Source organism: Streptomyces sp. MMCC 100, from assembly GCF_041538145.2.
GTDB lineage: Bacteria > Actinomycetota > Actinomycetes > Streptomycetales > Streptomycetaceae > Streptomyces.
This window is the reverse complement of record NZ_JBGORK020000001.1, coordinates 8,001,763-8,023,164: the sequence shown is the minus strand read 5'-3', so window position 1 is coordinate 8,023,164 and position 21,402 is coordinate 8,001,763. Positions and strand designations below refer to the sequence as shown.

The following is a 21,402-nucleotide window of genomic DNA, read 5'->3' as shown; positions in this document are numbered from 1 at the left end:
CCGTGCTACTGGTCCGTAACGTGACGCCGCCGAATCTCCCAGTTGTTAGACCCAACGTCAATAGAGCGGTCGGTGCGGCCTCGGAAGGCCGCACCGTGGCTCTCAGGTACGGCACCCCCTACGGGCCCGTACTACTCGAGTCTGACGCGAAGACGGCTCTGCGGTCTGACGACCGCAGTGGCGCCCGTCACTACTGTCGTGGATGTGACTGTGATCGCGACCGAAAGCCTGAGCAAGCGGTTCCCCCGGGTGACCGCGCTCGACCGGCTCTCCGTGGACGTCGGACCCGGTGTGACCGGACTCGTCGGTGCCAACGGCGCCGGCAAGTCCACTCTGATCAAGATCCTTCTGGGTCTGTCTCCCGCCACCGAGGGCCGGGCCGAAGTGCTCGGACTCGATGTCGCCACCAAGGGCGCCGACATCCGCGAGCGGGTCGGCTACATGCCGGAACACGACTGCCTGCCACCCGACGTCTCGGCCACCGAGTTCGTCGTCCACATGGCACGCATGTCCGGCCTGCCGCCCACCGCCGCCCGCGAGCGCACGGCCGACACCCTGCGCCACGTCGGCCTGTACGAGGAGCGCTACCGCCCCATCGGCGGCTACTCGACGGGCATGAAGCAGCGCGTGAAGCTCGCGCAGGCTCTCGTCCACGACCCCCAGCTGGTCTTCCTCGACGAGCCGACCAACGGCCTCGACCCGGTCGGCCGCGACGAGATGCTCGGCCTCATCCGCCGCATCCACACCGACTTCGGCATCTCCGTCCTGGTCACCTCCCACCTGCTGGGTGAACTGGAACGCACCTGCGACCACGTCGTCGTCGTGGACGGCGGCAAGCTGCTGCGCTCCAGCTCCACCACGGACTTCACGCAGACCACCACGACCCTCGCGATCGAGGTCACCGACACCGACGAACACCCCGACGGCACCCGAGCGGTGCGCGACGCGCTCGACGCACGCGGAGTGACCGTCCAGGACGGCAGCGGCCTGCCCGGCGCCGGCCACGTCCTGCTGCTCACAGCGGCGGGCGAGGAGACCTACGACCTGGTCCGGGACGTCATAGCCGACCTCGGACTCGGCCTGGTCCGCATGGAGCAGCGCCGGCACCACATCTCGGAGGTCTTCACCGACAGCGACGCAGAACGGAAGGAGGCGGTCGGCCATGGCAGCTGAACAGCCCACAGCCACGGTGTCGGGTGACCAGACCCGCATCCACAACATCGGCTACCGCAGCTACGACGGCCCCCGCCTCGGCCGCGCCTACGCCCGCCGCTCGCTGTACTCGCAGTCCCTGCGCGGCGCCTACGGCCTCGGCCGCTCGGCCAAGTCCAAGGTGCTGCCGATGCTGCTGTTCGTGGTGATGTGCCTCCCGGCGGCCATCATGGTCGCCGTCGCAGTCGCCACCAAGGCCAACGACCTGCCCCTGGACTACACGCGCTACGCGATCGTTCTGCAGGCCGTCATCAGCCTCTACGTCGCGGCCCAGGCCCCGCAGTCCGTCTCGCGCGACCTGCGCTTCAAGACCGTACCGCTGTACTTCTCCCGGCCGATCGAGACCGCCGACTACGTCCGCGCCAAGTACGCGTCGCTGGCCTCCGCCCTCTTCATCCTCACCGCCGCCCCCCTGCTGGTGCTGTACGTGGGCGCGCTGCTCGCCAAACTCGACTTCGCGGACCAGACCGAGGGGTTCGCCCAGGGGCTGGTCTCCGTGGCACTGCTCTCCCTGCTCTTCGCCGGCCTCGGCCTGGTCGTGGCCTCGGTCACCCCGCGCCGCGGCTTCGGCATCGCGGCCGTCATCGCCGTCCTGACCATCACCTACGGCGCGGTCTCCACGCTCCAGGCCATCGCGGACGTCCAGGGCAGCTCCGGAGCCGTCGCCTGGATAGGCCTGTTCTCGCCGATCACGCTCATCGACGGAGTGCAGTCCGCCTTCCTGGGCGCCACCTCGGCCTCCCCCGGCGGGGTCGGCCCGAGCAACGGTGAGGGTGCCGTCTACGTCCTCGTCACCCTGGGCCTGATCGCCGGCGCCTACGGCCTGCTGATGCGCCGATACAAGAAGGTGGGACTGTGACCACGCTGAACATCGACCACGTCTCCCGTTGGTTCGGCAACGTGGTCGCCGTCAACGACATCACCATGACGATCGGCCCCGGCGTCACCGGCCTCCTCGGCCCCAACGGCGCCGGGAAGTCCACCCTCATCAACATGATGGGCGGCTTCCTCGCCCCCTCCACCGGCAGCGTCACCCTCGACGGGCAGCCGGTCTGGCGCAACGAGGACATCTACAAGCACATCGGCATCGTCCCCGAACGGGAGGCGATGTACGACTTCCTCACCGGCCGCGAGTTCGTCCTCGCCAACGCCGAGCTGCACGGCCTGGGCGCCAAGGCGGCCGACGAGGCCCTCGCCACCGTGGAGATGGCCTACGCCCAGGACCGGAAGATCGCCACCTACTCCAAGGGCATGCGCCAGCGCGTGAAGATGGCCTCCGCCCTCGTCCACCAGCCGTCGCTGCTCCTGCTCGACGAGCCGTTCAACGGCATGGACCCGCGCCAGCGCATGCAGCTGATGGACCTGCTGCGGCGCATGGGCGACGAGGGCCGCACCGTGCTGTTCTCCTCGCACATCCTCGAGGAGGTCGAACAGCTCGCCTGGCACATCGAGGTCATCGTCGCCGGACGCCACGCGGCCAGCGGCGACTTCCGCAAGATCCGCCGCCTGATGACCGACCGGCCGCACCGCTACCTGGTGCGTTCCAGCGACGACCGGGCCCTCGCGGCAGCACTGATCGCCGACCCGTCGACGTCCGGCATCGAGGTCGACCTCGCCGAGGGCGCCCTGCGCATCCAGGCCGTCGACTTCGGCCGGTTCACGGCCCTGCTGCCGAAGGTCGCCCGCGACCACGGCATCCGACTCCTCACGGTCTCGCCCTCCGACGAGTCCCTCGAGTCCGTCTTCTCGTATCTCGTCGCGGCGTAGGAGGCCGAAGAATGTACGACCCCACAGTCGCCCGGCTCACCTACCGGGCCCTGCTCGGCCGCCGCCGGGCCCTCATCCTCGGCGCGCTCCCCCTGCTGCTGCTCGTCATCGCCGTCGCCGTGCGTGCGCTCGCCGGAGCCGACGACCAGACCGCGGCGGACGTGCTGGGCGGATTCGCCCTCGCCACCATGGTGCCGATCATCGGCGTCATCGCCGGCACCGGCGCCATCGGCCCCGAGATCGACGACGGCTCGGTGGTGTACCTGCTGTCCAAGCCGATCAAGCGGCCGACGATCATCTTCACGAAGCTCATCGTCGCCATAGCCGTGACGATGGTCTTCTCCGCCGTGCCCACCCTCCTCGCCGGTCTGATCCTCAACGGCAACGGCCAGCAGGTCGCCGTCGCCTACACGATCGCCGCGCTGGTCGCCTCCATCGCCTACGCCGCACTGTTCCTGCTGCTGGGCACGGTGTCCCGGCACGCGGTGGTCTTCGGGCTCGTCTACGCCCTCGTCTGGGAGGCCCTGTTCGGCTCCCTGGTGCCTGGCGCCCGCACGCTGAGCGTCCAGCAGTGGTCGCTGGCGGTGGCCCAGAAGGTCGCCGACGGGAACCTGGTGACGTCCGACGTCGGCCTGCCCACCGCGACCGTGCTGCTCGCCGGGGTGACCGTGCTCGCCACCTGGTACGCCGGCCAGAAGCTGCGGTCGCTGACACTCGCCGGAGAGGAGTGACCGGGCCGCCCGGCCCCGGACGCGCAGTCCGTACGGCACACCGTGGCCCGCGAGCCGTCGGTAACGCGGCGTACGTCCGCATTTAATCGGTGGCGCCCGGCTCCCCGTGGCGGCACTGTGGAGCATGCACGAGGCCGGACGGCGCCGGCGCAACGGAAGGCCGCTTCGAGCACGCGGGGCGTCTCGCGTGGGCCGACCGACGGGGACGCCGACGCCGTCCGGACCGTGCGAAAGGGCTACGACCGAAAGGGCTACGACCGAAAGGGCTACGACCGGAAGGGTTACGACGAGGAGCCGAGCCCCCGGGTGGGCATCAGGCCGACAGACGCTCCAGTACCACCGCGATGCCGTCCTCGTCGTTGGAGGACGTCACCTCGTCGGCCACCGCCTTCAGCTCCTCGTGGGCGTTGGCCATCGCCACGCCCCGGGCCGCCCAGCCGAACATCGGGACGTCGTTGGGCATGTCGCCGAACGCGATGGTGTCCGCGGCCTTCAGACCGAGCCGGCGTGCCGCCAGCGAGAGGCCGGTCGCCTTGGACAGGCCGAGGGGGAGCAGTTCGACGACGCCCGCGCCGGCCATGGTCACCGTGACGAAGCCGCCGGCGGCGTGCCGGGCCACCTCGGCCAGCTCGTCGTCCGACAGGGTCGGATGCTGGATGTAGATCTTGTTCAGCGGCGCCGACCACAGGTCCGAGGCGTCGGTGAAGGGCAGCGCGGGAAGGTCGCCCCCGACCTCGTAGCCCGGGCCGACCAGCACGTCGCCGTCCAGGCCGTCCCGGCTCGCCGCCAGGTACAGCGGACCGGTCTCCGCCTCGATCTTGGCCAGTGCCACCCCGGCCAGCTGCCGGTCCAGGGTCACGGAGGTCAGCAGCCGGTGCTCCCCGGCGTGGTAGACCTGCGCACCCTGACCGCAGACGGCCAGCCCGTCGTAGCCGAGGTCGTCCAGGATGTGCCGGGTCCACGGCACCGCCCGCCCGGTGACCACGATGTGGGCCGCGCCCGCCGCGGTGGCCGCGGCGAGCGCGTCACGGGTGCGCTGCGAGATCGTGTCGTCCCCGCGCAGCAGCGTGCCGTCGAGGTCGGTCGCGATCAGCCGGTACGGGAAACCCCCGGCCGGATCGGTGCCGGGGACCGTGGCGGTGCCGGTGTCAGTCACTTGGCCACCGGCTCCAGGACCTCCCGGCCGCCCAGGTACGGGCGCAGCACCTCGGGCACGCGGACCGAACCGTCGGCCTGCTGGTGGTTCTCCAGGATCGCCACGATCGTGCGCGGAACGGCGCACAGCGTGCCGTTGAGCGTGGCCAGCGGGCGCACCTTCTTGCCCTCGCGGACGCGGATCGACAGCCGGCGGGACTGGAACTCGGTGCAGTCCGAGGTCGAGGTCAGCTCGCGGTACTTGCCCTGGGTCGGGATCCACGCCTCGCAGTCGTACTTGCGCGCGGCCGAGGAGCCCAGGTCGGCCGAGGCCACGTCGATCACCCGGAACGGCAGCTCCAGCGACGTCAGCCACTGCTTCTCCCACTCCAGCAGGCGCTGGTGCTCGGCCTGTGAGTCCTCGGGGAGGACGTAGGAGAACATCTCGACCTTGTCGAACTGGTGCACGCGGAAGATGCCCCGGGTGTCCTTGCCGTGCGAGCCCGCCTCGCGGCGGAAGCAGGGCGAGAAGCCGGCATAGCGCAGCGGCAGGCGGTCGGCGTCCAGGATCTCGTCCATGTGGTACGCGGCGAGCGGCACCTCGGACGTGCCGACCAGGTACAGGTCGTCCTTGTCGAGGTGGTAGACGTCCTGGGCGGCCTGGCCGAGGAAGCCGGTGCCGGCCATCGACTGCGGGCGCACCAGCGCCGGAGTCAGCATCGGCGTGAAGCCGGCCGCCGTGGCCTGCGCGATTGCCGCGTTGACCAGGGCGAGCTCCAGGAGGGCGCCCACGCCGGTCAGGAAGTAGAAGCGTGAGCCGGAGACCTTGGCGCCGCGCTCCACGTCGATGGCGCCGAGCAGCTGGCCCAGCTCCAGGTGGTCCTTGGGCTCGAAGCCCTCGGCGGCGAAGTCGCGGTGCGTGCCGTGCGTCTCGAGCGTGACGAAGTCCTCCTCGCCGCCGACGGGCACGTCGGGGTGGACGAGGTTGCCGAGCCGCTGGAGCAGTTCCTGGGTCTCGGCGTCGGCCGCGTCGCGTTCGGCGTCGGCGGCCCTGACGTCCGTCTTGAGCTGTTCGGCTCGCTTGAGCAGCTCGGCCTTCTCGTCTCCGGTGGCCTTGCCGATCAGCTTGCCGAGGCCCTTCTGCTCGGCGCGCAGCTCGTCGAAGCGGACGCCGGACGACCTGCGCCGTTCGTCGGCGGACAGGAGGGAGTCGACGAGCGCGACGTCCTCTCCACGGGCGCGCTGCGACGCGCGCACACGGTCGGGGTCCTCACGGAGCAGGCGAAGGTCAATCACGCGGTCAAGGCTACCGGTGCGCGGTGTCGGGTCTCGACCCACTATTGCCCGACGCGGGACCCGGGCCCCGTTCGACCGGTCAACGAAGCATTGTGGTGTCCCTGAAACGAGGCCCTGTACGGGCGGGAGGTTGACCGGATTCCCTTGTGGAGGAGGGGACTTGGGGCGGGACTGTCCACAGGAATACACAGTCGGGAAAAGTTATCCACAGGGTGTGCGAAAGATCTGTGGACTCACGGAAGTGATCACTCCAAATTCCGGACGGTGGGCTGCCCAAACCCTTCAAGCCCCCACTTTCGAGTGGAAACGGGGCACTCGGTGTCACTCCGGAGAATGAGGGGCAAGGAACAGGTGGACGAGGGGTGACCTGGACTTCTGTGAGCGAAGTGGGGGCCTGTAGGGGGATATGTCGACTGAATGCCACTTCGTTGTCGACTTGTCCCCAGGTCGAGAAGCAGACCTGTGGATAACTTCTGTGGACAACGAAAATCAGCAGATAGGCCCGGTGATCAGAACCGGCCGTCCTGGCAGCGCGCCACCCAGTCCGCCGCCGCCACGAATGCCTCGTCCGAGGTACCGGGCCGCAGCGCGTCCACGTCGGCCGGCTCGACCTCCGCGCGCGGGTACGACCCGAGGTAGCGCACCTGGAGGCAGGTCCGCTTCAGGCCCATCAACGCGTCGGCCACCCGCCGGTCGGAGATGTGCCCCTCGGCGTCGATGCAGAAGCAGTAGTTGCCGATGCCGGCGCCGGTGGGCCGGGACTGCAGCAGCATCAGGTTGATGCCCCGGGTGGCGAACTCGCCCAGCAGATCGCGCAGGCCGCCGGGGTGGTCGTCGCGCTGCCAGAGCACGACGGAGGTCTTGTCCGCGCCGGTCGGTGCCGCGGGCCGGGCCGGGCGGCCCACCAGCACGAAGCGCGTCTGGGCGTTCTCCGCGTCGTGGATGTCGGCCTCCAGCACCTCGAGGCCGTAGCGCTCCGCGGCGAACTCCCCGGCGAAGGCGGCGTCGTACCGCCCCTCCTGCACCAGACGGGCGCCGTCCGCGTTGGAGGCGGCCGATTCCCAGGCGACGTCCGGGAGGTGCGCCTTGAGCCAGTTGCGGACCTGGGGCTGGGCCGCCGGGTGGGCGGTGACGGTCTTGATGTCCGACAGCTTGGTGCCGGGGCGGACCAGCAGCGCGAAGGTGATGGACAGCAGCACCTCGCGGTAGATCATCAGCGGCTGGCCGGCGACCAGCTCGTCCAGGGTGGTGGTGATGCCGCCCTCGACGGAGTTCTCGATCGGCACGAACGCGGCCTCGGCCTCGCCGGTGCGCACCGCGTCGAGCGCGGACTGCACGGAGACGTACGGGACCAGTTCCCGGGTCGCCGTCTCCGGGAGGGTGCGCAGGGCGACTTCGGTGAAGGTGCCTTCAGGGCCGAGATACGCGTAACTGGCTGGCATGTCCTCACCCTAATGGGCCCCGGGGGCACCCGGCTCGCGCGTCTCGCACAAGCCCCTCGCCGGGGTGACGCGCCGCCGGATTCACCCCTCCAGCAGCCGCTGACCCACGTACTCTCCCTCCGTCGCCCCGCCGGGCACCGCGAACAGGCCGCTCGCCTCGTGCCGGATGAACTGCGAGAGCGCGTCACCCCGGTCCAGCTTGCGCTGCACGGGCACGAAGCCCCGCAGCGGATCGGCCTGCCAGCAGATGAAGAGCAGGCCGGCGTCCGGGACGCCGTCGGCGTCGAAGCCGTCGTGGTACGAGAAGGGGCGGCGGATCATGGCCGCGCCGCCGTTCTGGTCGGGGCGGGTGATCCGGGCGTGGGCGTTGATCGGAACGACGAGTTTTCCGGACCCGTCCGTCTTCTCCAGGTCCATCTCCGTCGTCTCGGTGGCGTCGCTCCCTGCGGACAGCGGCGCCCCGTCGGACTTGCGACGCCCGATGACGTCCTCCTGAGCCTTGAGTGACAGCTTCTCCCAGTCGTCGAGGAGCATGCGGATGCGGCGTACGACGACGTAGGAGCCGTTGGCCATCCAGGCCGGCCCGCCCTTCCCGGGCCCGGGCTGCTCCGGGACGAAGATCCGCTCGTCGAAGTCGGCGTCGGCGGGCTTGGGGTTGCGGGTGCCGTCGACCTGGCCCATGAGGTTGCGGGCGGTCATGGGGTGGGCGGTGGCACCCGGCGAACGGTTGAAGCCGTTCATCTGCCAGCGGACGCGGGCGGCGGATCCGGCGTCCTTCTGGATCGCGCGCAGGGCGTGGAAGGCCACCAGGGCGTCGTCGGCGCCGATCTGCACCCACAGGTCGCCGTTGCTGCGGTTCTTGTCGAGGTGGTCGGAGGAGAAGTCGGGGAGCGGGTCGAGTGCGACCGGGCGCTGCTTCTCCAGGCCGGTCCGGCCGAAGAAGTTGTGTCCGAAGCCGAAGGTGACGGTCAGCGAGGAGGGCCCGGCGTCCCGGGCCACGTCCGTGTCACGGGTTGCGGCCGGCTCGCCCGCCATCAGCCGCCGGGCTGTGTCGGACCAGCGACGCAGCAGCGCGGCGGCCTCCTTGCGGCCGGCGCCCGCCGCCAGATCGAAGGCGACGAGGTGGCCGCGGGCCTGCATGGGGGTGGTGATGCCGGGCTGATGTTTCCCGTGAAACATCGCCTGCTCGCTGCCGAGCGAGGTGAGGGCTGCGGCAGCGGAGGAGGGGGCGGCGGCGTAGCCCGCGGCGGCTCCGGCCCCGCCGAGGACGAGCCCGGTGGCGCCGGCGGTGCCGAGCAGTCGCCGTCGCGAGATGCCCTCTGGGGCTGTGGTCTTCTCGGCGTTGTCGGAGTCGAGCGGTCCGTGACCGCCGGGCGCCTTACGGGTCGCCTCGGGGGTGCGGGCCTGCGGGACGGACTGGTCAGCCATGGTGCGGTTCAGCCGATCTGCGCGTTCTTGGAGAGGGTGACCTGGTCGATGTCGGAGGTCCGTACGGTGACGGCGACTTCCCAGTCTCCGGCCATCGGGATCTGTACTCCGCTCGCCGACCAGTGGCCGGTGGTGATGTGGTCGGGGGCGACGGGCAGGGGCCCGATGTCCTTGGCCTTCTGGGTGAGGGCCACCTTCACTTCGGGGATGTCGAAGGCGGTCCCGTCCGGGCGCTCGACGTAGAGGTGCATGTCGTTGGCGCCGACCCGGGCGGGGTCCAGTTCGACCCGTACGACGCCCTTGCCGTTCTTGCCGCCGGTGTCGAAGGGCATGTCCAGTGTCACCGCGCCGGTGGAGGGGGCGGCGGTGGCGGCGGAGGTCGCTCCGGCCGCCTTGGTCTCCTCCTCGGTGCGGCCCGGCTCGGTCTGGGTCAGGACGGTGGTCACCACGAGCAGGACAACGGCGACGCCCGCCTCGGCGAGCACCGAGCGGCGCAGTCCGAAGCGGTGCGGGTCGGCGTCCCGTTGCCGTTTCTGCCGGGCGGCGTCCACGGCCGCGCGCTGCCGGGCGAGCTGGGCAGCGCGCTGGGAGCCGCCGGATCCCTTCCCCGCGCCGGACGACGCCTTCTCGGCGACCTTCGCGTTCCCGGGCGTCTCCGCGGACGCGCTAACGGGCGTCTCCGCGGACGCGCTACCGGACCCCTTCCCGGCCGTCTTCGAGGCCGCCTTCCCGGAAGCCTTCCCGGACGTCTTCTCCGCGCCCTGCGCGGCCCCGGCGACGGCGGGCACCGCCTCCGCCAGCTGTGCCGTCCACCGCCGGGAGAAGTAGGCGACGCCGACGAGTACCGCCACGAGCCCGATCTTGACGAGGAGCAGCTGTCCGTACCGGGTGTCGGTGAAGGCCGTCCAGGAGCCGAGCTGACGCCAGGACTGGTACGTGCCGGTCGCCACCAGCGCGATCACGCTGCCGAAGGCGACGCGCGAGAACCGGCGTACGGCGAGGGCGGGGACCGGTGTGTCGGCCGGGCCGCGGTACAGGGCGACGAGCAGCGCGGTGAGTCCGCCGAGCCAGGTGGCCACGGCGATCAGGTGGACGACGTCGACCGGCATGGCGAGGCCGGCCTGGAGGCCGACGGAGGCGTGCTCGGACATGGCCCAGGTCGCCGCGAGACCCGCCGCCACGACACTGCCGCCGACCGCGAGTCCGAAGGTGAGGTCCCGCCTCTCCTCGTCCTCCCTCTTGTCGTACGCGCCGAAGAGTACGGCTATGAACAGGGCGGCCGCCGCGAGCAGGAGCAGCCGGGAGACCAGAGCGGCGCCGGCCTTGGTCTGCAGCACCTCGCCGAGCAGGCTCAGGTCGAAGACGTCGGCGACCTTCCCGGAGCCGGTGTAGGAGCCGCGCAGCAGGAGAAGCAGGAGGGTGGCGGCGGTCAGTGCGAGCCAGCCGGAGACGACGAACCGCTGCACGACGCGCACCCCGGAGCCGCGCGGCCAGCAGGCGAGTAGGAAGGCGGCGCCGCCCACCAGGACGGCGAAGGCGGCGTACGAGACGTACCGCCCGACGCCGTACAGCCCGCCGACGAACCCGCCGCCCGCCGCCTGCCCGGAGACGGAGACCGAGGTCTCGGAGGGGGCGCCGACGGAGAAGGTGTAGGCGCCGGCGACCGGGTGGCTGTCGGCGGAGACGACCTGGTAGGTCACCGTGTAGGTGCCGTCGGGCAGCCCGGCGTGCAGTTTCACGGAGTACGTCGTGCCACCGGTGCCGGACGGCTTGCCGTCGTCGACGCGCTTGCCCTTGGGGTCGAGGACCCGCAGCGAGTCGTCGTCCATGGAGACCGACTCGGAGAAGGTGAGCGACACCTGGGCCGGAGCCTTGTCGACCACCGCCCCCTGCTGGGGATTGCTTCCGGTCAGCGCGGCGTGCGCGGCGGCCGGTCCGGCGCCGGCCAGCAGCGCGCAGGCCGCGGCCAGGAGCAGCAGCACCAGGGTCCGGACGCGCGGGGCGATGGTCTGCGTCAAGGTGGTCCCTCCCTCAGTGTCCGGAGTCTTCGGTGTGCCCGGAGTGTCCGGTGGTGGGCTGGTAGGTGGCCGCCTTCACGGGCAGCTTGACCGTGACGGGGTCGGAGTGGGCGAAGTGCAGTTCGACGGCGACCGACTGTCCCTGCTTCGGCTGTTGCTTCAGCTTCTCGAACATCAGATGGTTTCCGCCGCTCTTGAACACGAGTTGACCGTGGGCGGGGACCTCGAGGCGGTCGACCTCCTTCATGGTCCCGTCGACGGTCTCGTGCACCGTGACCTCGCCGGCCTCGCTGGTGACGGAGGTCAGTTCGTCCGCGGCGTCGCCCTCGTTGGTGATCGTGAGGAACCCGGCCGCCATCGAGTCGGAGACGGGCTGCGGTATGTAGGCGGCGGCGACGGAGAGTTCGGCGCCGGATGCCGAGGAGTCGGAGCCGGAGTCGGAGTCCGAGCCGCCGCAGCCGGCGAGGGTCAGGGCGCCGATCACCGCGACGGCGGCGAGGGCGGGGCGGCCCCTCACGGGTCCGCGGACGAGTCCTCCTGCCGGCCGCATCACGGGTTCTCCCCCTTGATGAGCTTGGGGAGGTCCTTGGTGTAGTCGTCGACCGTGGCGTCCTCGCCGTAGAGCACGTAGCCCGCGTCGGACTTCGGGGAGAAGGCGATGACCTGGGTGCCGTGGGTCGAGACGATCTTGCCGTCCTTGTCCTTGGCCGGTGGGTCGATCGAAATGCCGAGGGTGCGGGCGCCCGCCTGGATGGTGTCGAAGTCGCCGGTCAGGCCGACGATCTGCGGGTCGATGCCCTTCAGCCACTTGCCGAGCGCCGCCGGGGTGTCGCGCTCGGGGTCGGTGCTGACGAACACGACGCGGAGCTTGTCCTGCTCCGCCTGGGGGAGCTGCTTCTTGGCCACGGCGATGTTGTTCATGGTCAGCGGGCAGACGTCGGGGCAGTGGGTGTAGCCGAAGTAGATCAGGGTGGGCTTGCCGGCGGTGCGCTCGCGCAGGTCGTACTTCTCGCCCTGGGTGTCGGTGAGGACCAGGTCGGGCTTCTCGAAGGGCTTGTCGAGGACGGTGGCGGCCTGTTGGCTGTTGTCCTCGGAGACCATGGTCACGGGCTTGTCGCTGTCGGCGCCGCTCCCGCAGGCGGACAGGGTCAGACAGGCGGCGGCGAGCAGGGCGGCCATGGCGAACGTCTTCTTGCGCATAGAAAAATGTCCCAGATGTGAGGTGCTCCGGTGCGCGCCGGGGCCCGTCGGACGGACCGACGGGCGGGTGTCCGGCGCGCACCGGACGAGAGGATGCGCCGGCGAGGTCACGCCGACGCACCGGCACGGAGCGCTGTTACGCCGCCGCGCCGGAGTTGCGCCGACGGCCGGCCAGCACGCCGTACGCGACGCCCGCCGCACCGACGACGATGCCGACGATGCCGAGGACCCGGGCGGTGGTGTCACTGCCGTCGCCGGAACCGGAGTCCGACGAGGAGGCGGCGGTGTTCTGAGCGGCCGCCTCGGCGTCGTCGGCCTTCGCGTCCGAGGAGCCCGCGGCACCGTGGGCGTCGTCCTCGGCCGCGGACAGCTTGAGCACGGGCGCCGGGGTGTCGGGCTCGTCCTGGCCTTCCTGCGGCACCTCGATCCAGCGCACGACCTCCTTGTTGGAGTACGTCTGGATCGCCTTGAACACCAGCTGGTCGGCGTCCTCGGGCAGCGCGCCGATGGAGACCGGGAACTTCTGGAAGTAGCCGGGCTCGACACCCTTGCCGTCGGCGGTCCAGGTCACCTTGGTGACGACCTCGGTGATCTGCTCGCCGTGCGACTCCAGCGGCTCGGCCGGCTTGGACTTGGTGACCTCGGCCTTCCAGCCCGGCACCGGCTGCGGCATCACGGACGCCAGCGGGTGGTCGGTGGGGAAGTTGACCTCCAGCTTGGTGGTGGAGGCGTTGTCGCGCTCGTTGGGGACCTTGAAGTCGACGACCGCGTAGCCGCCCTTGGCGGCCGCGCCCTCCGGCTGCACGCTGACGTGCGCGAAGGCGGGGGCGGACAGGGCGAGGACGGCGATGCCGGACACGGCGCCGGCGGCGGCGATACGGGAAGCCTTCATGGACGGAGTACTCCGCTTCGTGTGGACACCGGTTCTGGGCCGGTGCCGAGTGACAGGAGGGATGCGCGCACGCGCGCGTGCCGCACGACGGCGGCCCCTCCCGAAGCGGGACGGCGGTCGCGTCGTGTCAGGCGGCGAGGACGAACGCGTCACTCGGCGGGCCGCGCCTGATGACCGTGTGCTGGAGTGCGGTGGTACGGGGCCGTGGCGGCACCCACAGGGCGGGGCGCGGCAGACGTGGGCCCGTACCGGGGGTACCGGCCAGCCCGGCGTGCAGGGCGCGCACCAGGGAGAGCGCGGCGCGCAGGGCGCGTACGAACGCCGCTTCGGCCACGGAGTGGGCCGAGTGCGCCGACAGTTCGACGAGCCGGGCCAGTGCCAGGTCCCCGCGCCGCAGCAGCCAGCCGGCGGCCAGGGCCGCGAGGACGTGCCCGAGCAGCATCGGCAGGGACGGCAGCAGTGCGGCGGAGGTACCGGCGGTGGACAGGGCGTCGGCCGGGTGGTGCGCCGCGCCGGTGTGGACGTCGGGGGCGAGCCGCGCGTCGGTGAGGATGCGCTGGGCCTGGGTCGGGCTGATCGCCGCCGCGGTGGTCCCGCAGACCAGCCGTGCGGCCTGCTGGACGAGTGAGGCGTCGGACAGTGCGCCCGCCCCGCCGCCGGACGCCGTGACCGGGGTGGTGGCGGCGGTGGTGCCGTGCTGGCCCAGCCCGAACAGGACGTGCAGCGCGGTCTGTCCGAGGGCGAGCAGCGTCACGATGCCGGCCAGCGAGCGCCGGCGTCCGGCGAGAGGCACGGCGACCAGGACCACCCCGAGGAATCCCGCGCCCAGCGACCACGGCGGAACGGTGGCGCAGGAGGCGAGAGTGTGCCCCGCCGCGGCCAGCACGACGCAGACCGCGGCGAACACCGCGGCCCGCAGGATCCGGAGGTCGTTCCCGGAGCGCGCCGTTGGCGGGTGGGGGGCAGTCATGGCGGCCTCATCATCGCACTCACGGCCCACGCTCCGTACGGCAGGTCCACAAGATGCCGTACGACCGGATGAGGAGGAAGGCGACGAAGACGGCGTAGGCGAGGAAGAGGAGGAAGGCGAGGAAGGCGAGGAACACGGTGGAAGGTCGTCACCCTCTGGTACGAGCCGCCCCGCATACACCGATCGGCGGCAGCGACACATCCGCCAGATGAGCGGTGTCACGGGCGCAGCGCGCTTACGCCCGGGTGTGAGGGGCAATACGTATCGGTATGTCGAGCCGCGGCCGGGAGGCTGGAGCATGAGCATCTGGTGGTCACTCCATTTGCGGCGCGAGGCTGCGAGCGTGCCCCTGGCCCGCCGTCTGCTGATCGGCACCATGGAGACCGCGGGCGTCGACCCCGACATCTCCTTCGACCTCTCCGTCGCGCTGAGCGAGGCCTGCGCCAACGCCGTCGAGCACGGCGGTGACGACGGGCCGGGCGGCCCCGGTGAGGCATACCGCGTCACGGCCTACCTGGACGGCGAACGGTGCCGTATCGAGGTCGCCGACACGGGCCCCGGTTTCCCCGCCACCGCTCCGGGCGGTCCGCAGGGCGTGGCCCGTCCGGCGCTCCCGGAGGCGGAGAGCGGTCGCGGCCTGTGTCTCATCCGGGAGCTCGCCGACCACGTCCACATCGGCGGTACGCCGGGGCGTGCCGGTGCCGTCGTGAGCTTCGACAAGATCCTCAAGTGGCGCGAGAACGCCCCGCTGGTGGCGGTGTGACGGCAGGGCCCGAGCACGCCGACGGCCGGGCACCCGCGTGGTGCCCGGCCGTCGAACGGCAGGTGCGGGTCAGCCCTTCAGCGCGGCCATCCACTCCTCGACCTCGTCCGACCGGCGCGGCAGACCGGCGGACAGGTTCCGGTTTCCGTCGGCGGTGACGAGGATGTCGTCCTCGATGCGCACGCCGACGCCCCGGTACTCCTCGGGCACGGTCAGGTCGTCGGTCTGGAAGTACAGGCCCGGCTCGACGGTGAGCACCATGCCGGGCTCCAGCGTGCCGTCGACGTACGACTCCACGCGCGCCGCGGCGCAGTCGTGGACGTCCATGCCGAGCATGTGACCGGTGCCGTGCAGCGTCCAGCGGCGCTGCAGACCGAGCTCCAGCACGCGCTCGACGGGGCCCTCGACCAGACCCCACTCGACGAGCCGTTCGGCCAGCACGCGCTGGGAGGCGTCGTGGAAGTCGCGGTACTTGGCGCCCGGCTTCACCGCCGCGATGCCTGCCTCCTGGGCGTCGTACACGGCGTCGTAGATCTTCTTCTGCAGCTCGCTGTACGTGCCGTTGATCGGCAGGGTGCGCGTGACGTCGGCGGTGTAGTACGTGTGCGTCTCGACGCCGGCGTCGAGCAGCAGCAGGTCGCCGGAGCGGACCGGGCCGTCGTTGCGGACCCAGTGCAGGGTGCAGGCGTGCGAGCCGGCGGCGCAGATGGAGCCGTAGCCGACGTCGTTGCCCTCGACGCGCGCGCGGAGGAAGAAGGTGCCCTCGATGTAGCGCTCGCTGGTCGCCTCGGCCTTGTCGAGGACCTTCACGACGTCCTCGAAGCCGCGCACGGTGGAGTCGACGGCCTTCTGCAGCTCGCCGATCTCGAACTCGTCCTTGACCAGGCGGGCCTCGGACAGGAAGACGCGCAGTTCCTCGTCGCGCTCGGCGGTGACCTTGTCGGTCAGGGCCGCCTCGATGCCGGCGTCGTAACCGCGCACGACGCGCACCGGGCCGGTGGCCTCGCGCAGGCTGTCGGCCAGTTCGCGGACGTCGGAGGCGGGGATGCCGTACAGCTTTCCGGCCTCGGTGAGGGAGTGGCGGCGGCCGACCCACAGCTCGCCCTGCCCGTTCAGCCAGAACTCGCCGTTCTCCCGGTCCGAGCGCGGCAGCAGGTAGATGGTCGCGGTGTGGCCGGCGCCCTCGGGCTCCAGGACCAGGACGCCGTCCTCGGTCTGGTTGCCGGTCAGGTACGCGTACTCGACCGAGGCGCGGAAGGAGTACTCGGTGTCGTTGGAGCGGGTCTTGAGGTTGCCCGCGGGGATCACCAGGCGTTCGCCGGGGAAGCGGGCGGACAGCGCGGCGCGGCGGGCGGCGGTCTCGGCGGCCTGGGGGATCGGCTCCAGGTCGTACAGCTCCGTGTCGGCCCAGCCGGACTTCATGTTCTCGGCCAGCTCGTCGGACACGCCCGGGTACAGGCCGTTCTTGCGCTGCTTGATGGGCTCCTCGGACTCGGTCTCCGGGTCCGGGTTCTCCGGGGTGAGCTCCTCCGCCACGGTTATCCTCCTCGATACGGCACTGGACCACCCCCATCGTACGGTCGTACGGAAGGGGGCCAAGGGCCGAAGGGCCTGTTACAGGGAGCCGTCACCGTCCGCTATGTGTGACGTGCGGGGCGTCAGTGCGGTTCGGGTGCCCGTTATTCGAACCTGACCGCCAGCAGAACGACGTCCTCCTCGGAGTCCGCCTCCGCCCTGCCGCCGGGCAGCACGGTGCGCAGGACGTGCTCGACGACCGCGTCCGGGTCGTGGCGTGCGGCCCGGGGTACGCCGGCCGCCGCCGCGTGCAGCCGGGCGAAGGCGCGGTCGGCCGGGTCACCGGTGCGGTGCAGCAGTCCGTCGGTGTAGAGCAGAACCGTCTCTCCCGGCTCGGCCTGGAGCTCCACGCTGGGCGCCTCCCAGCAGGCGAGCATGCCGAGCGGCGCGGAGACGGAGGTCTCGACGAACTCCGTGCGCCGCTCCCCGACCAGCAGGGGCGGGCTGTGCCCGGCACCGGCGAGGGTGATCCGGCGCAGCGCGGGCTCGCAGTAGCCGAAGAGCGCGGTGGCCGAGCGGGCCGGCTCGGTGAGCCGCAGCAGCAGCTCCAGGTCGGACAGGACGGCGACCGGATCCTCGCCCTCCATCACGGCGTACGCCCGCAGTGAGGCGCGCAGCCGCCCCGTCGCGGCGACCGCGCTGGGTCCCGACCCGGTGACGGAGCCGACGGCGAGGCCGAGGGCGGCGTCCGGCAGCGGCAGCGCGTCGTACCAGTCACCCCCGCCGCGCGGGCCGGTGCGGCGCCGGGCGGCGAGCTGCACGCCGGGCACCCGCGGGAGGCGGGAGGGCAGCAGTTCGTCGGCCATCGTCGCCATGGAGGCGCGGGTGCGCTCGACCTCCAGGAGGCGGGTCAGGTGCTGCGCGGCGTACCGGACGTACAGACCGGCGAGGTGGCGCTGCCGCTCACCCGGTTCGGCGGGCTCGTCGTAGAGCCATACGGCGGCGCCGAGGCGCTCGGTGCCCTCGGCGCAGAGGGGGAGGGCGTAGCTCGCGGCGTAGCCGAGGCGGGCGGCGACCTCGCGGTGGCGGGGGTCGAGGGTGTTCTCGGCGAGCAGGTCGGGTTCGGCGATGCCGCCCTCGTCGACCGGCAGTCCGTCCAGAATCCGCCCGTAGGACAGGGAGGTGCGGGGCACGGTCTCGATGTGGCCGAGGTCGGCGCGGGCCAGTCCGAGGCCGACGGTGGTGTCGGGGCCGAGCCCGTCGGCCGGTTCCAGTACGACGAGCCCGCGCCGGGCGCCGACCAGAGCGGCTCCGGCGCGCAACAGTTCCTGGAGGCCGTCGGCGAGGGTGCCCGTGCGGGCCAGGCGTTCGGTCAGTTCGTGCAGGGTCGTGAGGTCCGAGACCCAGCCGGCGAGCCGGTCCTGGAGCAGGGCGCCGGGGGCACAAGGGGCGGCCGAGGCGTCCGTGACGGCCGCGGCGTCCGTCGTGGGGGACCCGGTCGCCGAGGAAGTGCTCGTGGCGGTGGACGCGACAGTGTGTGCGGGGGACGGAACCGTTGAATCGATTCCGGCCACTTTCGCAGGGTGCGGGGCGTTCATGGCGTCCGGCCTTTCGACCGGCGCTTACTGCTCAAAAGCATCGCAAACCCCCATGTCATTCTGCGCCGCTAGCAGTGTCTCCACATGTACACGCACTCGTAAGGGGATGTCCAGCATTGTCCTGCCGGGATTCCTGGTGTCCGTGGGGTCTGGGCGGCCTCCTTCCCGACCCCTTGCGGAAAAGCAAAATTGGCTTGAAACTGCCCCAGAGGACGGCTTGTTGCGGTCGACTGGGGGTGCTTCACGGAGCGTCACAGCGGTCGTGATGGGTACGTACTCGGAGAAGGCCAGGGGTGGTTGGGGGCCACCTGGAACCTGGCGACGGACCCGGGCGTCCTATCCACCGACGACCGTGCCCCATCCTCCCGTGGCGGAGGCGGAGAGAAATACGCGCGACGGCAAAACGCCAGACTTCGCCACCCCCGCGCCACGCCCATGCTTTTGACAGACGCAGTGGTCGGACCGTCACGGACGCAGTCAGTGCTCGACCCACAGGGGTTTCCCTTGCCCTTGGCGGAGGCGTTCCCAGGGATTCCCATGGGGGCGTCCCTCGGCAGGGGTGTGATGCGCCACCAGCAACGCACAGCGAAGCGATCGACACATGGTGTGAAGAAACCACGGTGTTGCCAGGCGTGCAACGGAAAGGAACGAGCGCTCATGCGCGAGATCCTCGGAAGGCGACGCAGGCTCCTGTCCCAGCACGACGACGGGCAGCCTGAGCTGATCGGCGCGGCCCTGACCTACGCGACACAATGGCAGTGGCCCGTACTCCCGGGTGCGGCGGCGGACCCGCGGGCGCGGTCACGCTGCGCGTGCCCCGACCCCGAGTGCACGGTGCCGGGCGCGCACCCCTTCGACCCCGGTCTCCTCGCGGCGACCACCGACGCCCGCATGGTGCGCTGGTGGTGGACCAACCGGCCGACCGCGCCGATCGTCCTGGCCACCGGGGGCAGCGCCCCGTGCGCCGTCTCCCTGCCCGCCCTGCCGGCCGCCCACGCCCTCGCCGCGCTCGACCGCGCCGGGCTGCGGATCGGCCCGGTCGTCGCCTCGCCCACCCGCTGGTCGCTGCTGGTCAGGCCGTACTCCATGGAGCAGCTGGGCGAGCTGCTCTACGCCAAGGACTTCGTCCCCGGCTCCCTGCGCTTCCACGGCGAGGGCGGCTATCTCGCGCTGCCCCCGTCCGAGACCGGCGCCGGCGCCGTCCGCTGGGAGCGGGCACCGCTGCCCGGCTCCGCCGCGCCCTGGGCGCCGGACGTGGAGGCCGTGGTGGACGCGGTGGTCGACGCCCTCACCCGTACGGGTGTGAGCGCGCCCGAGTTGTAGGGGTGTCCGGCGCGCGCCGGAGTCCGCGCCCGCCCCGGTCGTTATCGTCCGCCCCATGCCGCTTCATGCTGGGGAGCACCGCGCCGTCGGGCCGCGCCGCGCCGGGCCACGCCGTGGCGGGCCGGACCGTCGGCGGCTCCGTCTGTACGGGCTCGCGGGCGTCGTGGTGTGCGCGGTCGTACTGCCGTTCGCCGTGGCGTCCGCGGGGCCCTCGGGCGACGGGGGCGAGGAGCCGCCCGTGACCGTGCCGCTCCTGGCGCGCGGCGGTGACGGCAAGGCGTCCGCGTCCGGGGCGGAGCCGGGTGCCCGGTCCGGGACTGAGACGAGGTCCGGGTCCGGAACCGGGGCCGGGGCCGAACCGGACTCCCGGGCCGGGGCTGAATCGGACTCCGGAGCCGGGGCCGAGTCGGACTCCGGAGCCAGGGGAGCCGACCGCGTTACGTCGGATGCCGCGCCCGCACGTTCACCGCTGCCGCCCGGCCCTGCGCTGGCCGCGCGCTGCGGTCCCGAACTCGCCTCACCCGCGGGCGTCGAGGCGCAGACCTGTGTCCTGGCCAGGGGCGGGGAGACCTGGGCGCGGACCTACTACCGCAATGTCACCGGCGGCCCGCTGGAGTCCGTCCTGAGCCTCATGGGGGCCGACGGGCGCAGCGTGCGGATGCGCTGTGCGGTGACTGCCGATGACGCGCCGGGCACCTGCGAGACGCCGCCTGACACCACCGGCGCGACCCGGGGAGGACTGGCGGGGTACACCGCGGTCGCGGAATTCGCGCGCCGGGCCGGGTACGGGCCGCTGCTGCTGCGCGCCGGGAGCGGCGGAGACGGCGACGGCAACTCACCTGTGGGAACGGGGAGTTGACGGGCAACTGCGGTGAGTGCGCGACTCGGCGCACGGAAAGACCCGGTTGCTGGCGACGGGGGATGCACCAGCAACCGGGCTACGGGAACGGTAACAAGAGATCGGCGGTTAGCAAATTCGATCTCTTGTTTTCCGGTCACCGACTGGCTTGTCTCCACGGGGAGTTGTGACCGGAGTCACGCTCCCGGAGGCCGCCGCTCCGGCTGACCGGTCGGTCGGCCGGGGGCGTGCTCGGCGGCCGGGCGTCAGCTGAGCGTGACCTGCCGGTTGGTCAGGCCGCCGCGTGCCCGGCGCTCGTCGTGCGTGAGCGGAGCGTCCGTGGCCAGCGCCTCGGCGAGCCGCTCGGCGAACGCCGCGGCCGGCTTCTCGATGTCCTGCGCGGTGATCTCGCTCGGCAGGTCCCACACCGGCACGGTGAGTCCGTGGGCGCGGAAGGAGCCGACGAGACGGGTGCCCTCGCCGAGGGACGACCGGCCCGCGGCGTGCAGCCGGGCAAGGGCGTCCAGAAGCCGCTCCTCCTCGTGCGGCATGACCCAGCGCAGGTGGTTCTTGTCCGGCGTCTCGCACCAGTAGGCGGCGTCGACGCCCTGCAGCCGGACGGTCGGGATGGCCGCGGCGTTGGCCCGCTCCAGGGAGGCGGTGACGTCCGGCGTGGCGTTGTCCGGGTCCGGCACCCAGAACTCGAAGCCCGAGTGCACCTCCGGCTCGAAGGAGCCCTCGGGCGCGAGCAGGTCCTGCAGCCGGGGGCCGTCGGCCGGTGCGCGGCGCCCCTGCACCGGGGTGCCCGGCTCGGCGGTCAGCGCCCGCGCGAGGGTGTCGGCGAGGTCGCGGCTGATGTCGCCCGACGCCGTGTCGTTCTGCAGGCCGAGCAGGACCGAGCCGTCGTCGCGGCGCAGCGCGGGCCAGGCCATCGGCAGCACCGTGGCCAGCGTGACGGAGGGGACGCTCTCGGGCAGGCCGTCCCGCAGGGTCAGCTCGACCGTGGCCGCCGGCACCAGCTCCCGCAGCGCCACCCAGTCGCACTCGCCGGCCAGCCCCTCGAACGGGCGCTGCACCAGCGCGGTCGTGGCCTGCGCGGCGGTCCGGCCGTGGCAGGCCTTGTACCGGCGGCCGCTGCCGCAGGGGCAGGGCTCGCGAGCGCCGACGACCGGGACCTCGGCATCGTCGAGCTGCGGCCGCTTGGCCTTCGTCTGGGGTCGCTTCTTGGCCATTGTGGGTGTCTCCCGGTTACGGCTCTACTCGTACGGGCGCGAG

19 protein-coding genes are annotated in these 21,402 nt (G+C 71.8%); 7 read left to right on the top strand and 12 right to left on the bottom strand.

What is annotated here, in order from left to right; all coding sequences use genetic code 11:
* Positions 1-210: 210 nt before the first annotated feature.
* The 4 genes from ABS735_RS37265 to ABS735_RS37250 are packed head-to-tail and all read left to right on the top strand — an operon-like array spanning position 211 to position 3,710.
* Positions 211-1,173 carry an ABC transporter ATP-binding protein gene (locus tag ABS735_RS37265; protein ID WP_373904678.1) on the top strand — a complete coding sequence of 321 codons (963 nt, stop codon included), beginning with the start codon at positions 211-213 and terminating at the stop codon, positions 1,171-1,173.
* Positions 1,163-2,071, top strand: coding sequence for an ABC transporter permease (locus tag ABS735_RS37260; RefSeq protein WP_373904677.1), 909 nt, complete (start codon positions 1,163-1,165; stop codon positions 2,069-2,071). The genes ABS735_RS37265 and ABS735_RS37260 overlap by 11 nt, the downstream gene beginning before the upstream one ends.
* Positions 2,068-2,979, top strand: coding sequence for an ABC transporter ATP-binding protein (locus ABS735_RS37255; RefSeq protein WP_102932619.1), 912 nt, complete (start codon positions 2,068-2,070; stop codon positions 2,977-2,979). Before ABS735_RS37260 ends, ABS735_RS37255 begins: the two co-directional genes overlap by 4 nt.
* Before the next feature lie 11 nt (positions 2,980-2,990).
* The gene (locus ABS735_RS37250) at positions 2,991-3,710 is read left to right on the top strand and encodes an ABC transporter permease subunit (protein WP_055422078.1); all 720 of its coding nucleotides are present in this window, start codon (positions 2,991-2,993) and stop codon (positions 3,708-3,710) included.
* 313 nt (positions 3,711-4,023) lie between these two features.
* Here ABS735_RS37250 and ABS735_RS37245 read toward each other — a convergent pair whose 3' ends face one another.
* The 9 genes from ABS735_RS37245 to ABS735_RS37205 form a co-directional block, all read right to left on the bottom strand.
* Positions 4,024-4,866 carry an HAD family hydrolase gene (locus tag ABS735_RS37245; protein ID WP_373904676.1) on the bottom strand — a complete coding sequence of 281 codons (843 nt, stop codon included), beginning with the start codon at positions 4,864-4,866 and terminating at the stop codon, positions 4,024-4,026.
* Positions 4,863-6,140: a serine--tRNA ligase gene (gene serS / locus ABS735_RS37240; protein WP_373904675.1), complete on the bottom strand. Its 1,278-nt coding sequence runs from the start codon at positions 6,138-6,140 to the stop codon at positions 4,863-4,865. Before serS ends, ABS735_RS37245 begins: the two co-directional genes overlap by 4 nt.
* A gap of 509 nt (positions 6,141-6,649) precedes the next feature.
* On the bottom strand, positions 6,650-7,582 hold the full coding sequence (gene pheA / locus ABS735_RS37235) for a prephenate dehydratase (RefSeq protein ID WP_373904674.1): 933 nt from the start codon (positions 7,580-7,582) through the stop codon (positions 6,650-6,652).
* Positions 7,583-7,663: 81 nt separating this feature from the next.
* Positions 7,664-9,010, bottom strand: a complete 1,347-nt coding sequence (efeB, locus tag ABS735_RS37230) for an iron uptake transporter deferrochelatase/peroxidase subunit (protein WP_373904673.1) — start codon at positions 9,008-9,010, stop codon at positions 7,664-7,666.
* A gap of 8 nt (positions 9,011-9,018) precedes the next feature.
* Positions 9,019-11,028, bottom strand: a complete 2,010-nt coding sequence (locus tag ABS735_RS37225) for a copper resistance CopC/CopD family protein (RefSeq protein ID WP_373904672.1) — start codon at positions 11,026-11,028, stop codon at positions 9,019-9,021.
* A gap of 13 nt (positions 11,029-11,041) precedes the next feature.
* Positions 11,042-11,578 (bottom strand): copper chaperone PCu(A)C, encoded by a 537-nt coding sequence (locus ABS735_RS37220; RefSeq protein WP_373904671.1) that lies wholly within the window; start codon positions 11,576-11,578, stop codon positions 11,042-11,044.
* Positions 11,578-12,228, bottom strand: coding sequence for an SCO family protein (locus ABS735_RS37215; protein WP_373904670.1), 651 nt, complete (start codon positions 12,226-12,228; stop codon positions 11,578-11,580). The genes ABS735_RS37220 and ABS735_RS37215 overlap by 1 nt, the downstream gene beginning before the upstream one ends.
* Positions 12,229-12,364: 136 nt before the next feature.
* Positions 12,365-13,120, bottom strand: a complete 756-nt coding sequence (locus tag ABS735_RS37210) for a YcnI family copper-binding membrane protein (RefSeq protein WP_373904669.1) — start codon at positions 13,118-13,120, stop codon at positions 12,365-12,367.
* A 127-nt stretch (positions 13,121-13,247) separates the two neighbouring features.
* Entirely contained in the window at positions 13,248-14,090 is an 843-nt protein-coding gene (locus ABS735_RS37205; protein WP_373904668.1) for a hypothetical protein, read from the bottom strand.
* Positions 14,091-14,388: 298 nt separating this feature from the next.
* Here ABS735_RS37205 and ABS735_RS37200 point away from each other — a divergent pair, with 298 nt between their 5' ends.
* On the top strand, positions 14,389-14,853 hold the full coding sequence (locus tag ABS735_RS37200; RefSeq protein ID WP_373904667.1) for an ATP-binding protein: 465 nt from the start codon (positions 14,389-14,391) through the stop codon (positions 14,851-14,853).
* 69 nt (positions 14,854-14,922) lie between these two features.
* On the opposite strand, the gene ABS735_RS37195 is transcribed toward ABS735_RS37200, so the two are convergent.
* Together ABS735_RS37195 and ABS735_RS37190 are read right to left on the bottom strand one after the other, a co-directional pair.
* Positions 14,923-16,389 (bottom strand): aminopeptidase P family protein, encoded by a 1,467-nt coding sequence (locus ABS735_RS37195; protein WP_373904666.1) that lies wholly within the window; start codon positions 16,387-16,389, stop codon positions 14,923-14,925.
* 143 nt (positions 16,390-16,532) lie between these two features.
* Complete coding sequence (locus ABS735_RS37190) at positions 16,533-17,966, bottom strand: PP2C family protein-serine/threonine phosphatase (RefSeq protein WP_373904665.1); 1,434 nt, start codon at positions 17,964-17,966, stop codon at positions 16,533-16,535.
* Positions 17,967-18,623: 657 nt separating this feature from the next.
* Between ABS735_RS37190 and ABS735_RS37185 the strand changes: the two genes are divergently transcribed.
* Both ABS735_RS37185 and ABS735_RS37180 read left to right on the top strand, forming a co-directional pair.
* Positions 18,624-19,289, top strand: a complete 666-nt coding sequence (locus ABS735_RS37185; protein WP_373904664.1) for a bifunctional DNA primase/polymerase — start codon at positions 18,624-18,626, stop codon at positions 19,287-19,289.
* Positions 19,290-19,344: 55 nt separating this feature from the next.
* On the top strand, positions 19,345-20,148 hold the full coding sequence (locus ABS735_RS37180; RefSeq protein WP_373904663.1) for a hypothetical protein: 804 nt from the start codon (positions 19,345-19,347) through the stop codon (positions 20,146-20,148).
* A gap of 245 nt (positions 20,149-20,393) precedes the next feature.
* Here the strand turns inward: ABS735_RS37180 and ABS735_RS37175 are convergent, their stop codons facing one another.
* Positions 20,394-21,359, bottom strand: a complete 966-nt coding sequence (locus ABS735_RS37175) for a DUF5926 family protein (protein ID WP_373904662.1) — start codon at positions 21,357-21,359, stop codon at positions 20,394-20,396.
* Positions 21,360-21,402: the final 43 nt, after the last annotated feature.

Bases quoted from the DNA above. Each gene is read 5' to 3' on its own strand.
- ABS735_RS37260 (WP_373904677.1), top strand. From the start codon at position 1,163: ATGGCAGCTGAACAGCCCACAGCCACGGTGTCGGGTGACCAGACCCGC.
- ABS735_RS37250 (WP_055422078.1), top strand. From the start codon at position 2,991: ATGTACGACCCCACAGTCGCCCGGCTCACCTACCGGGCCCTGCTCGGC.
- pheA (WP_373904674.1), bottom strand. From the start codon at position 7,582: ATGCCAGCCAGTTACGCGTATCTCGGCCCTGAAGGCACCTTCACCGAA.
- efeB (WP_373904673.1), bottom strand. From the start codon at position 9,010: ATGGCTGACCAGTCCGTCCCGCAGGCCCGCACCCCCGAGGCGACCCGT.
- ABS735_RS37220 (WP_373904671.1), bottom strand. From the start codon at position 11,578: ATGCGGCCGGCAGGAGGACTCGTCCGCGGACCCGTGAGGGGCCGCCCC.
- ABS735_RS37215 (WP_373904670.1), bottom strand. From the start codon at position 12,228: ATGCGCAAGAAGACGTTCGCCATGGCCGCCCTGCTCGCCGCCGCCTGT.
- ABS735_RS37210 (WP_373904669.1), bottom strand. From the start codon at position 13,120: ATGAAGGCTTCCCGTATCGCCGCCGCCGGCGCCGTGTCCGGCATCGCC.
- ABS735_RS37205 (WP_373904668.1), bottom strand. From the start codon at position 14,090: ATGACTGCCCCCCACCCGCCAACGGCGCGCTCCGGGAACGACCTCCGG.
- ABS735_RS37200 (WP_373904667.1), top strand. From the start codon at position 14,389: ATGAGCATCTGGTGGTCACTCCATTTGCGGCGCGAGGCTGCGAGCGTG.
- ABS735_RS37190 (WP_373904665.1), bottom strand. From the start codon at position 17,966: ATGAACGCCCCGCACCCTGCGAAAGTGGCCGGAATCGATTCAACGGTT.
- ABS735_RS37185 (WP_373904664.1), top strand. From the start codon at position 18,624: ATGCGCGAGATCCTCGGAAGGCGACGCAGGCTCCTGTCCCAGCACGAC.
- ABS735_RS37180 (WP_373904663.1), top strand. From the start codon at position 19,345: ATGCCGCTTCATGCTGGGGAGCACCGCGCCGTCGGGCCGCGCCGCGCC.
- ABS735_RS37175 (WP_373904662.1), bottom strand. From the start codon at position 21,359: ATGGCCAAGAAGCGACCCCAGACGAAGGCCAAGCGGCCGCAGCTCGAC.